The 13,613-nt window shown below is 73.7% G+C and carries 10 protein-coding genes; 5 read left to right on the top strand and 5 right to left on the bottom strand.

Annotated features, from left to right (window positions below; genetic code table 11):
• Nucleotides 1–2 precede the first annotated feature (2 nt).
• On the bottom strand, nt 3–3,260 hold the full coding sequence (recC, locus tag BUE41_RS07710; RefSeq protein WP_073456246.1) for an exodeoxyribonuclease V subunit gamma: 3,258 nt from the start codon (nt 3,258–3,260) through the stop codon (nt 3–5).
• Between the two features lie 328 nt (nt 3,261–3,588).
• Between recC and BUE41_RS07705 the strand changes: the two genes are divergently transcribed.
• The 4 genes from BUE41_RS07705 to BUE41_RS07690 all read left to right on the top strand — a co-directional run bounded on the left by BUE41_RS07705 (nt 3,589) and on the right by BUE41_RS07690 (nt 7,129).
• Nucleotides 3,589–3,981: a hypothetical protein gene (locus tag BUE41_RS07705; RefSeq protein WP_143172017.1), complete on the top strand. Its 393-nt coding sequence runs from the start codon at nt 3,589–3,591 to the stop codon at nt 3,979–3,981.
• A 28-nt stretch (nt 3,982–4,009) separates the two neighbouring features.
• Nucleotides 4,010–4,612, top strand: coding sequence for an HAD-IA family hydrolase (locus BUE41_RS07700; RefSeq protein WP_073456242.1), 603 nt, complete (start codon nt 4,010–4,012; stop codon nt 4,610–4,612).
• A 334-nt stretch (nt 4,613–4,946) separates the two neighbouring features.
• Nucleotides 4,947–6,578: a phosphoglucomutase (alpha-D-glucose-1,6-bisphosphate-dependent) gene (pgm, locus tag BUE41_RS07695; protein WP_073456239.1), complete on the top strand. Its 1,632-nt coding sequence runs from the start codon at nt 4,947–4,949 to the stop codon at nt 6,576–6,578.
• Nucleotides 6,579–6,625: 47 nt separating this feature from the next.
• The gene (locus BUE41_RS07690; protein ID WP_073456237.1) at nt 6,626–7,129 is read left to right on the top strand and encodes a nuclear transport factor 2 family protein; all 504 of its coding nucleotides are present in this window, start codon (nt 6,626–6,628) and stop codon (nt 7,127–7,129) included.
• Nucleotides 7,130–7,148: 19 nt separating this feature from the next.
• Here BUE41_RS07690 and BUE41_RS07685 read toward each other — a convergent pair whose 3' ends face one another.
• Nucleotides 7,149–8,030 carry a sterol desaturase family protein gene (locus BUE41_RS07685; protein WP_073456235.1) on the bottom strand — a complete coding sequence of 294 codons (882 nt, stop codon included), beginning with the start codon at nt 8,028–8,030 and terminating at the stop codon, nt 7,149–7,151.
• Nucleotides 8,031–8,145: 115 nt separating this feature from the next.
• Complete coding sequence (locus BUE41_RS30685; protein WP_073456233.1) at nt 8,146–9,792, bottom strand: hypothetical protein; 1,647 nt, start codon at nt 9,790–9,792, stop codon at nt 8,146–8,148.
• Nucleotides 9,793–9,932: 140 nt separating this feature from the next.
• On the opposite strand from BUE41_RS30685, the gene BUE41_RS07675 reads away from it, so the two are divergent.
• Nucleotides 9,933–10,889, top strand: coding sequence for an NADPH:quinone oxidoreductase family protein (locus BUE41_RS07675; protein ID WP_073456230.1), 957 nt, complete (start codon nt 9,933–9,935; stop codon nt 10,887–10,889).
• A gap of 3 nt (nt 10,890–10,892) precedes the next feature.
• Here the strand turns inward: BUE41_RS07675 and BUE41_RS07670 are convergent, their stop codons facing one another.
• Together BUE41_RS07670 and BUE41_RS07665 are read right to left on the bottom strand one after the other, a co-directional pair.
• Entirely contained in the window at nt 10,893–12,599 is a 1,707-nt protein-coding gene (locus BUE41_RS07670) for a BCCT family transporter (protein WP_084754563.1), read from the bottom strand.
• Between the two features lie 64 nt (nt 12,600–12,663).
• Nucleotides 12,664–13,509, bottom strand: coding sequence for an NAD(P)H-binding protein (locus BUE41_RS07665; protein WP_073456228.1), 846 nt, complete (start codon nt 13,507–13,509; stop codon nt 12,664–12,666).
• Nucleotides 13,510–13,613 lie beyond the last annotated feature (104 nt).

Raw genomic sequence — 13,613 nt, 5'->3', positions numbered from 1 at the left:
GCTCACCGCCGCACCAGGTCTTCCGCCCGCAGCAGCGGCTCCCACAGCCGCCTCGCCAGCGTGCCGAACAGAGTGGGCTCCCCGCCGGGCGGGCCCGGCTCGGCGAACACCGCCTCCGCGTCGGCGTCCTCGCCCCACACCCGCCGGTGCGCCGGATCGCTCTGCTCCGCGCCCGCCCCGGCCGACCACGCCCGCTTCGCCTCCTCCAGCGCGTCGTACGGTTCGCCGCCCGCATGGCGCACCTTCGCGTACGTGCAGCCCGCGAACGTCGGCAGCGGTAGCGGGGTGCAGCGGCCCATCGCGGCCAGCTCGACCAGGTCGGCCAGCACCGCGCGGGCGTGGTCCGGAGCGACCGGCCCGAGCCGGGCGACGGCGATCCCGGTGTACTGGCCGCGGCCGATCGTGACGGCGGTCCACTCCTGCCCCGGCTCGGCCACCGTCAGCGCCAGCAGCTGCACCCAGGCCCGCAGCCGGTGCTTGGGGGCCAGCCGGGAGAACTCCACGCGCACCAGCCGGCGGCCGTGGATCCCGGACAGCGTGCCGACCACGCGGCCGTCCGGGACCTGGACGTCCACGTCGACGTCGGTGGGCGGCTCGCCGCCGCGCACCTCTTCGGCGGCGGCGACCAGCGGCTCGACCTCGTCGAGCACCTCGGCGAGGAACGCGTCGCCCAGGGCCCCCGGCGGGAGGGCGCCGCGGCGCCACTCCGCCTTGCGCGCTCGATCGAGATCGTGGCCGGCCAGCCGGTCGCGCAGCAGCCGGTCGCCGACGGACCAGCGGGCCAGCGCGTCGGGCTGGACGGGCAGCGCGTCCGGCGGCTCCTCGTCGTCCTCGCCGACCGGTACCCCGGCTCGCTGGGTGAGGAACGCCTTGACCGGGTGCTCCACGAACGCGACCAGATCCTCCAGGGGCAGCGGATCCCGCTCCTGCGGCGGCAGCGGTCGGGGCAGGAACGGTTGCGGCGGCACCCGCGGACCGGCCGCGGCGCGGGCTCCGGCGAGGTTCGCGGTGTCGAAGCTGAACGGGGCCGGCGCGCGGAAGTTGCGGGGATCGAACGGTTGCAGCGGATGGCGGTGGAGCACGCGGGACAGATCGCCCGCGGTGGCCGCGATCGCGTCCAGCAGCTCGCCCAGCGGCACGGCGGGCGGGCGCCGGGCACCGGTGCGCTCGTCGGCGCCCGAGGCGATCACGACGAGCCGCTCGGTCGCCGCGCACACCGCGTCGAGCAGCAGCTGGCGGTCCTCGGAGCGCAGGTCGCGATCGCCGACGCGGGGTTCGCGGGCCAGCAGGTCGTCGCCGTCGACGGTGGTGGTGCGCGGGAACGCGCCGTCGTCGAGGCCGAGCAGGCACACGACGCGGTGCGGCACCGAGCGCATCGGCACCAGCGTGGCGACGGTGAGGCTGCCGGTGCGGAAGCTCGCTCTGCTGGGCCCGCCGCGCAGCCGCTCGGCGAGCAGGCCGCGCACGTCGGCCAGCCCGAGCGGGACGGTGCCGGCGTGCGGGCCGGCCTCGACGACGGCGTCGGCCAGCTCGGCGCGGGCGTGCGCGCCCTGCCAGGCCTCCGTCGGGGAAGTGGCGGTGAGCAGGTCGAGCGCGCCGAGCAGGCACTCGATCCACGCCTGCAGCGGGCGCTCCCCGGTGAGGCCGGACAGGACGCCGGCGAGGCGGTCGACGAACTCGGCGAGTGCGCCGAGCCGCTCGGTGTCGCTGGAGTCGACGTCGTCGAGGGGGAGCGCGGTGCCCAGCCAATCGCGGGTGGCGGCGGGCATCGCGACGCCGAGCAGCAGCCGATCCAGCCCGGCCGCCCAGGTGTTCTGCGGGAACCCGTCGAGCTTGTAGGGGGCGCGGTGGGCGGCGTCGAGGCCCCAGCGCACGCCGGCGGCGATCACGAGGGAGCGCAGCCGTTCGAGGTCGTCGTCGTCGAGCCCGAAGCGGGTGCGCACCGGGCGGGAGGCGAGCAGGTCGAGCACCTCGGAGGCGGTGAGCCGGTGCTGCGCCAGCTCCAGCAGCCGCTCCACGGTGTCCAGCAGCGGGTTGACCTGGCGCAGCGCCCGGTCGGCCAGGCGCACCTGCAGGCGATGGCCGGGATGCCCGACGTCGCCGAGACCGAAGGTGGCCGAGATCAGCGGCGCGAACCTCTCGATGTCGGGGCAGAGCACCACGATGTCGCGCGGTTCGAGGGTGGGGTCCTCGGCGAGCAGGCCGAGCACGATCTCCCGCAGCACCTCGACCTGGCGGTCGGGGCCGTGGCAGAGGTGCACGGCCACGCTGGTGTCGTCCGGCCCGATCGGCGTGGGGACGACCGGTGGGGCGTCGTCGCGCAGCTCGCGCTGCAGCCGCCCGAGCAGCGTGGGCGGTGGCTCGGGCAGCGGATGGTGCACCGAGCGAGACATTCGGCCGGACAGCCGCACCTGCAGCTCGCGGACGTCCCGGCCGAGCGAGGCGAGCAGCGGGTGGCGGGGCAGCGCCGCGGTCGGGTCGGCGCGGCGCGGCGGCACCTCGTCGATCCGCGGGAGGCGGGACCACAGATCGGGGGAGGGATGCGGCAGCCACAGGTGGACGTCGCGGTGCTCGGCCAGGGCCGTGAGGACGGCGAGCTCCTCCTCGGTGAGCCGGGTGGGGCCGAACAGGGACAGCCGCGGCGGCAGCGGGGCGAGCGCCGGGTCGCTGCGCAGGGCGGCGCAGGCGGTGTCGAGGCGCTCGGCGGGATCGGGCTCGGCGATCCGCTCGCGGAGCCGGCGCCACAGGCGGGCCTGCCACTCCAGGTCGGGCACGCCCGCGCCGCCGCCCTGCCGCCACGAGCGCAGGAGCTGGGGACGCTGCGCCGCGTACTGCGCGAACAGTTCGGCGAGCCGGCGCGCGGCGGCGTAGCGGCGGCCGGGGGCGGCGCGCAGGTGGGCGGCGAGCGGCGCGCACCAGGGCTCGTCCAGGCTCGTGTCGATCACCTCCAGCAGCGGCCAGACGGCGCGGGCGGGCCGCCAGGGATCGGCGTCGGGCGGCACCCCGGTGGCGCCGCCGACCGCCGCGGCGACCACCCCGGACGGGGCGGGGAACTCGACGCCGGCGCACACGCCGTCGTCGGATCCGCCGGCGCCGAGGCGGTGCGACAGGCGCTGCGCCAGCCAGCGCTCGATGCCGCGGGCCGGGACGGCGACGATCTCGGCAGCGAACGGGTCGGGCAGCGGCGTGGCCAGGAGCTCGGCGAGGGCGTCGGCCAGCGCGTCGGCCCGCTCCGCGCGGTGCACCACCAGCTCGCCCATGCTGTGCACGGTAGGGAGGGGGTCCGACGGTTCCCGCGCCGGGGTGCGGGCGTGTCGGGGTACTCGTCCCGCGATCACCCGCGCCCGGGTTGCCGACCGGGGAACGGCCGATCACGCAACCCCTGATCGGGTGAGCCTGCGACAGTGAGACGGACCGGCCCGGAGATCCGCCGTCCGCATTGGACGGCGACAGAACGGCCACGATCGACTACGGTAAGTGACTGCGATGGTGAAACGACACGATCGTGGTATCCCGCCGCCGGCACGATAACGGAAGGCTGGGGGCTGCGCGATGGGACGGGCAAAGATCGCGGAGAGGGAGGCCGAGATGGATCGGGACAGGCAGCAGGAGCGGGCCGGCGTCGAGCAGGTTCTCCTCCCGTCCCAGCGCGGCATCCGCGACGCGGCCCGTGGTGAGGTGGTCGCCCGGCACGCCCGGCTGCAGCGCAACGGGCGCCCGGTCTTCTGCACGCCCAGCCGCGCGGAGCTGGACGGAACGGTCGCCCTGCGGCAGGGGCGCGGCACCGACGGCAAGATCATCTACGAGACCCGGGAGGCCGCCGAGGCGGCGGCGCGGGAGCTGGAGCAGCTGGGGGCGCGGCCGCTGCGGGCGTACCGCTGCAACCGGTCCCGGCGCGGGCACTACCACCTGACCACCGACTCGACCCCGCGCTCGATGCTCCCGCTGCACCTGCGGATCCCCCAGCAGCGCAGCGCGTAACCGGACGCGTCGGACGTACGGTCGGGGCATGGGTGATCATCCGACCGTCGTGTTCGATCTCGGCGACGTGCTCGTCCCGTCGACGGGGGTGCTGCCGGCGCTGGCCGCTGAGATCGGCGTCGAACTCGAGCGGCTGACCGCCGCGTACTGGCCGGGCCGGCTCGCCTACGACCTGGGCGGCGACGACACCGCGTACTGGACGGGAGTCCTGCGAGCGCTGGACGTCGCACCGGAGCCGCAGCTGATCACCCGGCTCACCGCGCTGGACGCGGCGAAGTGGTCGGCGCTGCCCGCGCAGAGCGCACGCCTGATCTCGGGGCTCGACGCGGACGGGGTGCGGCTGGGGGTGCTGTCGAACGCTCCGGCGCCGCTGGCCGCAGCGGTGCGTGCGGCGGAGTGGAGCCGACGGATCGACGTGCTGGTGTTCTCCGCCGAGGTGGGGCTGGCCAAGCCGGACCCGGCGATCTACGCGGCGGCCGACGAGGCCTACGGCACGGCGCCGCAGGACGTGGTGTTCTTCGACGACCGCCCGGCCAACGTCGAAGCGGCCCGGGCCCACGGCTGGGCCGCCCACGTCTGGGAGGGGCCGCAGACGCTGGCGGTGCTGGGACGCGAGTTGCGGATCTCCTGACGGCGAGTCGCCGTTCTCACCGCGGCGAGTCGCGGACTCCGCGACGGAGGGGTGCGGGTTCTGTGATGGCCCTCGGCGCCGGCGTCCCGTTCCGGACGGCTCAGGTTCCTGCTCGGGGCGACTCGCCCTGCTGGAAGAGGCGACTCGCGCTGCTGGGAGGGGCGACTCGCGCTGCTGGAAGGGGCGACTCGCCGGGCTGCACCGGACGACTCGCCGTTGCGATGACCGCGGCTCGTCGTCGTGAGAACCGCGATCCGCGCCGGCACCTGACGCGGCGACGATCACGTCCGCCGGGCCCGGGCGATGCCCCACTCCCGCCGGTAGGGTGCGCGCCATGGCGAACGACCCTCGTGCCGGCACCCCCGCGGAGCCCCGCGACCTCGTCGACATCGACGCCCTCCTGGCCGCCTACACCGAGCGGCACCCGGATCCGTCGGTGCCCGGCCAGCGGGTCTCGTTCGGCACCTCGGGGCACCGGGGCTCGTCGCTCACCACGACGTTCAACGACGACCACATCGCCGCGACGAGCCAGGCGATCGTGGAGTACCGGGCGGCGCAGGGCACGACCGGGCCGCTGTTCATCGGCCGCGACACCCATGCCCTGTCCGAGCCCGCGTGGCGCACCGCGCTGGAGGTGTTCGCCGCCAACGACGTCACGGTGCTCGTCGACGCCGCGGGCGGCTACACACCCACCCCGGCGGTGTCGCACGCGATCCTGCGCCACAACCGTGACCGCACCGACGGGCTCGCCGACGGCGTGGTCGTCACTCCCTCGCACAACCCGCCGTCGGACGGCGGGTTCAAGTACAACCCGCCCAACGGCGGCCCCGCGGACACCTCGGCGACGGCGTGGATCGCCGACCGCGCCAACGCCCTGCTGGAGGAGGGCCTCGCGGGGGTGCGCCGGCGCGCGGTCGACCCCGAGGAACTCCCCGGCTACGACTTCCTCGGCAGCTACGTCGACGACCTGCCGAACGTCGTCGATCTCGCCGCGATCAAGGCCGCGGGCGTGCGGATCGGCGCCGACCCGCTGGGCGGCGCCAGCGTCGCCTACTGGGGCGCGATCGCCGAGCGGCACGGCCTCGACCTCACGGTGGTCAACCCGACGGTCGACCCGCAGTTCGGCTTCATGACGCTCGACTGGGACGGCAAGATCCGCATGGACTGCTCGTCGCCCTACGCGATGGCGTCGCTGGTGGCCGCGCGCGACCGCTTCCCGATCTCCACCGGCAACGACGCCGACGCCGACCGGCACGGCATCGTCACCTCAGACGCCGGGCTGATGAACCCGAACCACTTCCTCGCGGTCGCCATCCAGCACCTCTACACCCACCGGCCCGGTTGGCCCGCCGGCGCGGGGATCGGCAAGACGGCGGTCAGCTCGTCGATGATAGACCGGGTGGCCGCCGATCTCGGCCGCAGGCTCGTGGAGACCCCGGTCGGGTTCAAGTGGTTCGTGCCCGGCCTGCTCGACGGCAGCCTCGGGTTCGGCGGCGAGGAGAGCGCGGGTGCGTCGTTCCTGCGCAAGGACGGCACGGTGTGGTCCACCGACAAGGACGGGATCATCCTGTGCCTGCTCGCTTCGGAGATCCTCGCGGTCACCGGCAAGACCCCGTCGCAGCAGTACGCGGAGCTGACCGAGCGGTTCGGTGCCCCCGCCTACGCGCGCATCGACGTCGCCACGACCCCCGAGGCGAAGGCGAAGCTCGCCAAGCTCTCCGCCGCCGACGTCACCGCCGACGAGCTGGCCGGCGAGAAGATCATCGCGCGGCTCACCGAGGCACCCGGCAACGGCGCCCCGCTGGGCGGGCTGAAGGTCGTCACGGAGAACGGTTGGTTCGCCGCCCGCCCGTCCGGCACCGAGGACGTCTACAAGGTCTACGCGGAGAGCTTCCGCGGCCCCGAGCACCTGGCCCGGATCCAGGAGGAGGCGCAGGCGGTGGTCGCCGCGGCTCTCACCAGCTGATCAGACGCTCGGTTGCCGGCCGGCGCCCGGCGTGTGAGCCTGGCCGGGTGACCATGGGCATCCAGCAGCTCATGCGGCAGATCGAGCAGGTGCGCGACGCGTTCCACGCGGCCGTGCACGTCGATCGTGACGCGGCCGCCGCCGAGGCGCTGCTCGGCGAGACGTGCGTGCTGGTCAACGCCCCGATCGGCACCGGAGGCGGCGATCCCGCCGCGATCCGCCGCTACCTGGCCGAGGACGTGCTGCCCGCGCTGCCCGACGACCTGGAGTTCGAACGCGTGTCGCGCACGGTCGATCAGCGCCGCGTCGTGGACGAGGTGCGGGTGCGGTTCACCCACGACCGCGAGCTGCCCTGGCTGTTGCCGGGAGTGCCGGCGACCGGGGAGCGAGCCGAGGTGCTCGCCATCGGGGTGGTGAGCTTCCGGCACCGCTCCACCGCCGGCCGCACGGAGTCGCGGATCAGCGCCCACCGCACGCTGTGGGACCACGCCGGCCTGTGCGTCCAGCTGGGCGTCGACCCGGCGGTGGCCCTGGCCGCGGCCCGCGCGTAGGACGGCCCCGTCCGCGCCGTCACGCGCCGCGCGCCGGTGCCTCTTCGGCGGGCGCCCAGCCGGGCGGCCCGAAGACGTACGCCAGCCGCTCTCGCCAGGTCCGCGCCGCCCGCACGTCCGCGATGATCCGCGCGTACTCCCCGTACTGCAGCTTCAGCAGGTTGTAGGTGTTCACCGGCTTGGTGAGCCCGTAGCGCGGGCGGTGCAGCTCCTCCTGGAACGTGCCGAAGAGCCGGTCCCAGACGATGAGGATGCCGCCGTAGTTCTTGTCCAAGTACTCCGGGTCGGAACCGTGGTGCACCCGGTGGTGCGACGGCGTGTTGAGGATCAGCTCGATCGGCGCGGGCAGCTTCCCGACGGTCTCGGTGTGGATGAAGAACTGGTAGATCAGGTTGACCGAGAACGCGATGTAGATCATCCACGGCGGGAAGCCGAGCAGCGGCAGCGGCAGCCAGAAGATCGCCTCCGACCAGGGGTTCCACTTCTGCCGCAGCGCGGTGCCGAAGTTGAAGTACTCGCTGGAGTGGTGTGCCTGGTGCCCGGCCCAGGCGATGCGCACGCGGTGCGCGAACCGGTGGTTCCAGTACCAGCCCAGGTCGACGAGCACCACCATCGCCGCCCAGCTCCACCACGTGTCGGCGGGCAGCTTCCACGGCACGAGCTGCCACAGCGCCACGTACACGACGAGCGTCGCCAGCTTGAAGATCAGCATGAAGGCCAGCGATCCGGCGCCCATCGAGATGCTCGTGCGGGCGTCGCGGAACACGTAGCCGCGCGGACGTTCGCCCTCGGGCAGATCGGAGTGGGCGATCGTCAGGACCTCGATGCCGATGAACAGCAGGAAGAACGGCATCGCGACGAGCAGCGGGACGTTGATGTCGGCCCAGAACGGCGCGTCCATCGAACGCAAGTTACCCGCGGGTCACTTCGGGGTCAATCCCGGCGCCACCAGGCGGTTCAGCGCCGATCCCAGCGCCGATCACAGGCCGAGTACAGCGCCGATCGCAGCGCCCTCGTCAGCCCCGCCGAGCCCGCACGTGGCAGTCGACGCGCGGCCCCGAGCTGCTCGGCGCCCGCCGCTGGGGCGGCGGTGCGGAGTCGCCGGTCTTCGCCAGCGCCCGCAGCGCCAGTTCGCGGTGCGGGCCGTCCTCCAGGCGCTGCAGGAGGCGCATGATCTCGCTCGCCGCCTGCCGCCGGGGGCGGGCGGCCACCCACGCGGACAGCTCCGCGTCGGCCACCTCGGCCCGCAGCGGCGCCGACTTCACGATCACGTACTCGATGTCCTCGTCAGCCAGCTCACCGGCCAGCGGAGCGATCTCGCCCTGCTCGATGAGCATCTCCCGCACCGCCCAGATGCCGATCGGGGTGAGCGAGACGAGCGTGGGATCGGGATCGTCGCGGCCGGCGAGGGCCACGAGCGCCTCGTGCTCCTCGATCCCGTCCGGGCTCTCGCCCAGCTCGACGGCCCCGAGCAGCTCCAGCGCATCCAGCAGCGCCGTGACGTCGCGCCGCCACAGCCGCTGCTCGACGTCTCCGGCGAGGTCGTCGACGACGCAGCCCATCTCCTCGTTGACGGTGTCCCGCACGAGCCGGTGGAAGCGCTCCACCGGCACCGGGTCACCGCCCGCGCTGTAGAGCAGGCCGAGCAGCAGCTGCAGCGCGTCGCCGAGCGGCATCCCGAACAGCGACGGCGCACCGAACACGTTGGTGCCGCCGAAGTGCTCGCCCAACCCGCCGACCGCGGAGAACAGCCGCTGCCACAGCTCGATCGGCCGCGACAGCAGGGGAGCAGCGCTCTTCACCGGCACCAGCCGGCCCTTCACGACGCGCACCAGTCGCGACTGCAGCGCCCAGTCCATGATCAGCGAGACCTCGGGCAGGTCCTCGGCCGAGCGGGCCCGGGTGCGGGAGAAGTGGTCGACGTCGAGCAGCTCGGCCACCGCGCGGGCGTCCTCCAGCAGCAGCCGCCCGTTGCGCAGCGGCCGGCCGGCGCGCACCCAGCGGGTGAACGCGCGCAGCCGGGCCAGCGCCGGGCTCGCATCGGCGGCAGCGAGCAGCGCCGCCGCGCTGGGCAGCACGACCGGCGGGAAGGCCGTCGGCTCCGGCTCCGGCGGCTCGGCCTGGCGGCGGGTGATCTCCTCCAGTGCCGCCCGATCGATCTCGATCTCCCCGGCGTCGACCTGAGCCAGGAACCGGGACACCGCCACCGGGTCGGCCGTCGGCACCCGGTGGCGCAGCATCTGCACCGCCCAGAACGTGCCGAGGTCGAGGTTGCGCTCATCGGCGCACGCGTCGTGCAGGGCGGGCGTGGAATCCTCGATCTGCGCGTGCAGCTCCTCCGGCGGGTCCGAGCGGGAGTCGAGCCAGTCCTGCTCGGCGAGGAACCCGATCACCGCGTGCAGGGCGGCCGGCACGGCCGGCCGGTCCTCCTCCAGCAGCGCGACCGTGCGCGGGAACCACACGGCGAGCGCGTCGGCGATGTGCGCGCGCGTCCAGTGCCCGAGGCGGCCGTCGACGGAGTGCTTGTGGTCGAGCGCGGCCGCCACCAGCGACGGCTCGACGAACTCGCCGCGCCGCCGCGCCCAGGCGACGATCTGCAGACGCAGCCGATCCCGGGCACGCCAGTACCCGATGAGGTCTTCTGAGTCGTAGACGAGTCGCACCGCGGGCCAGCTTTCCACCCCGCGCCGGTTCCGGCGAACCGGGGTGGATCACGCAGCGTCATCTGCGGTCACCTGTGCTCATCTGCGGTCATGTGCGCGTTCGGCCGGGGGCGGGTGCGCAGCCAGGTAGCGTGCGGCGCATGCGTGCGGTGCAGATCGTGACGTTGGACGGGCCGAAGGCGGTCGAGGTGCGCGACGTCCCCGCGCCGGACCCGGGCGAGCACGTGCTCGTCGAGGTCCGCGCGGCGGGGCTGAACTTCCCCGACCTGCTGCAGACCCGCGGCCTCTACCAGTACGAGCCCGAGCGGCCGTACACGCTCGGCTCCGAGGTCGCCGGCGTCGTCCTCGCGGCGCCCGAAGGCGCGGACGTCCGGGTCGGTGATCGGGTGGCCGCGTTCTGCGGCACCGGCGGGGCGGCCGAGCAGGTCGCGGTCTCGCCGGACATGGTCTTCCCGCTGCCCGACGACGTCTCCTTCACAGCGGGCGCCGCGATGCCGATGAACTACCTGACCGCGCACTTCGCCCTGCGGGTGCGGACCGAGCTGAAGCCCGGCCAGACCGTTCTCGTCCACGGCGCGGCGGGCGGCGTGGGCACCGCCGTCACCCAGTTGGCCACCGCGCTCGGCGCTCACGTGATCGCCGTGGTCTCCTCCGAGGCGAAGGCCGAGATCGCGCGGCGGGCCGGCGCCACCGACACCGTGGCGGTCGAGGGCTTCAAGGACGCGGTGCAGGAACTGACCGGCGGGCGCGGGGTGGACCTGGTCGTCGACCCGGTCGGCGGCGACCGCTTCACCGACTCCCTGCGCAGCCTCGCCCCGTTCGGCAAGCTGCTGGTCGTCGGCTTCACCGCAGGGGAGATCCCCACGGTGAAGGTGAACCGGTTGCTGCTCAACAACATCGACGTGGTCGGCGTCGGCTGGGGCGCGTTCGCCTTCGACCGTCCCGGCTACGCCGTCGACCAGTGGAACCAGCTGCTCCCGCACATGGACCGGTTGATCCCGCTGGTCGACGTCGTGCTGCCGCTGGAACAGGCCGCTGACGGGCTCGTCCGCATCGACGAGCGCCGCGTGCTCGGCAAGGTCGTGCTCGAACCCTGACCGTCAGCGCTTCCTGCGCAGGGCCGGATCGGCCTCGTCCTCCGGTTTGACGTTGAGGATGAACCGGCCGTCGTGGGCGCGGGTGCCGTACTCCACGGCCTGCTCCACGGCGGCCACGGCGCGCCGGTCGCGCCGGGAGATCGGGTCGTCGTGGAGGTCCTTCGCCAGCGCCACGCACAGCGCGATCATCACCAGGGCGAACGGCGCCGCCATGATGATCGTGATGTTCTGGATGCCGGTGAGCGCCTCGTCGCCCGGCGCGACCAGCAGCATGATCACCGCGATCGCGCCCATCACGGTGCCCCAGAACACCACCACCCAGCGGTTCGGCTCGATCGTGCCGCGCTGCGAGAGCGTGCCCATGACGACCGACGCCGCGTCCGCGCCGGACACGAAGAAGATCGCCACCAGGACCATCGCCAGCACGCTGAGCACGCCGCCGAGCGGGTAGGTGTGCAGCAGCCCGAACAGCTGGCCCTCGGTGTCGGCCGCGGCCAGGTCGATCCCGGAGCGCTGGCGGTCGATCGCGGCCCCGCCGAAGATCGCGAACCACAGCAGGCTCACCAGGCTCGGGATCAGCATGACGCCGACGACGAACTGCTTGATCGAGCGGCCGCGGCTGATCCGTGCGATGAACATGCCGACGAACGGCGTCCAGGAGATCCACCACGCCCAGTAGAAGACCGTCCAGCCGGAGAGCCAGTCGGCCATCGCGTCGCCGCCGGTGGCCGCGGTGCGGGCCGACATCTGCGCGAGATCGCGGAAGTAGTCGCCGATCGCGGTCGGGATCAGGTTGAGGATCAGGATCGTCGGGCCGACCACGAACACGAACAGCGCCAGGATGCCGGCCAGCACCATGTTGATGTTGGACAGCCACTGGATGCCCTTCGCGACGCCGGTCACCGCGGACACGATGAACGCGATCGTCAGCACCACGATGATCCCCACGAGCACCGCCTTGGGCAGTCCGGTGATGCCGTTGGCGGCCAGCCCGCCGCCGATCTGCAGCGCGCCGAGGCCCAGCGAGGCGGCCGAACCGAACAGCGTCGCGAAGATCGCCAGGATGTCCACGGCCCGGCCGAACGCCCCATCGGTGCTGCGGCGGCCCATCAGCGGGGTGAACGCCGAGCTGATCAGCTGCCGGCGGCCGCGGCGGAACGTCGAGTACGCGATCGCGAGGCCGACCACCGCGTAGATCGCCCACGGGTGCAGCGTCCAGTGGAACAGGGTGGTGGCCATGGCGACGTCGAGCGCCGCCGGTGACCCCGGCGGCACGGTGCCGGGCGGCGGCGAGGTGAAGTGCGCGAGCGGCTCGGCGACGCCGAAGAACATCAACCCGATGCCCATGCCGGCGCTGAACATCATCGCGATCCACGACGAGGTGCGGAACTCCGGCGCTTCGTCGTCGCGGCCCAGCGGGATCTTCCCGTACCTGCCGAAGGCCACCCACAGCGCGAACACGACGAAGCCGCTGGCGGCGAGCACGAAGGCCCAGCCGCCCACGTCCATCACCCCGGTCAGCACCGCCGAGGAGACCGTCGCCAGGTTGTCCGTGGCGAACATGCCCCACGCGATGAAGACCAGCACGAGCACCGCGGCGACGCCGAAGATCCACCGGTCGAGCACCGGGCCCCGCTCCGCCGATCCGGGCTCGTGAAGATCGGGTTCGGGTTCGGCGGACGGTCCGGCGGCCGGTTCCTGGAGCGTCATGCGCAACACAGTGCGCGGTCGTGCGGTGGTCCGCAAACGGAGGACAGCGGCCGGGGCCGGGCCGTCACCGGTGTTCCACGGGCTGGCCCGCGCCGGTCGGCCACGCCCCCGTTCCCGCGGTGGCACGGGCGTAGGCGGCGAAGTCTCGGGGTGGACGGCCCAGCGCCCGCTGCACACCGTCGGCGAGGCGGGCGTTGCGCCCGTCGAGCACCTCGCGGAACAGGTGCTCCACCAGCCACAGCTCGTCGGCGGACAGCTCGACGGGCGCGAGCGCCAGGTAGTCCGGCAGCCGAAGCGGTACGAAGTCGATCGCCCGCCCGGTCGCGGCGGCGATCTCCGCCACGGCCTCGCCGAACGTCAGCAGCTGCGGGCCGGTCACCTCGTACAGCTCGCCGCCGTGCCGGTCGTCGGTCAGCGCGGCCGCGGCGACGTCCGCGATGTCGTCGGCGTCGACGAAGGGTTCGCGCACGTCCCCGACGGGTAGCGCCACCGTGCCCGCCAGCACCGGTCCGAGGAAGTGGCCCTCGCTGAAGTTCTGGTTGAACCACGCGGCTCGCACCACGGTCGCGACCGGGAAGACGGCGCGCACGGCCCGTTCAGCGGCCTCGGCGCCGGGTTCGCCGCGGCCGGACAGCAGCACCAGCCTGCGGACCCCGGCGCGCCCGGCCGCCGCTGCGAGCTCCGCGACGGTCTGCGCGGCGCCGGGCACGGCGAGGTCCGGGTAGTAGGCGACGTAGCAGGCGTCGACCCCGGCGAGCGCCGCTGACCAGGTGGTGGGGTCGGCCCAGTCGAACGGGACGGCGGCCGAGCGGGACCCCGGGCGCACCCGGTGGCCCGCGGCGGTGAGGCGCTCGGCGACGTGGCGCCCGGTCTTGCCGGTGGCACCGATGACGAGGACGTTCTGGCTCATGCCCGAGGATTCAAGCCGGAGATGGTGAGACGCTGAATGGTTCAGAAGCTCATCGACATGCGTGAGCGTCTTGCCGGCTCAGGCCTGAACCTCCACGAACGGCA

The organism is Pseudonocardia thermophila (genome assembly GCF_900142365.1).
GTDB classification, from domain to species: Bacteria; Actinomycetota; Actinomycetes; order Mycobacteriales; family Pseudonocardiaceae; genus Pseudonocardia; species Pseudonocardia thermophila.
The sequence above is the reverse complement of the archived record's forward strand: the minus strand, read 5'-3'. Positions and strand labels throughout refer to the sequence as shown.

Bases quoted from the DNA above. Each gene is read 5' to 3' on its own strand.
- recC (WP_073456246.1), bottom strand. From the start codon at position 3,260: ATGGGCGAGCTGGTGGTGCACCGCGCGGAGCGGGCCGACGCGCTGGCC.
- BUE41_RS07705 (WP_143172017.1), top strand. From the start codon at position 3,589: ATGGATCGGGACAGGCAGCAGGAGCGGGCCGGCGTCGAGCAGGTTCTC.
- BUE41_RS07700 (WP_073456242.1), top strand. From the start codon at position 4,010: ATGGGTGATCATCCGACCGTCGTGTTCGATCTCGGCGACGTGCTCGTC.
- pgm (WP_073456239.1), top strand. From the start codon at position 4,947: ATGGCGAACGACCCTCGTGCCGGCACCCCCGCGGAGCCCCGCGACCTC.
- BUE41_RS07685 (WP_073456235.1), bottom strand. From the start codon at position 8,030: ATGGACGCGCCGTTCTGGGCCGACATCAACGTCCCGCTGCTCGTCGCG.
- BUE41_RS07675 (WP_073456230.1), top strand. From the start codon at position 9,933: ATGCGTGCGGTGCAGATCGTGACGTTGGACGGGCCGAAGGCGGTCGAG.
- BUE41_RS07670 (WP_084754563.1), bottom strand. From the start codon at position 12,599: ATGACGCTCCAGGAACCGGCCGCCGGACCGTCCGCCGAACCCGAACCC.
- BUE41_RS07665 (WP_073456228.1), bottom strand. From the start codon at position 13,509: ATGAGCCAGAACGTCCTCGTCATCGGTGCCACCGGCAAGACCGGGCGC.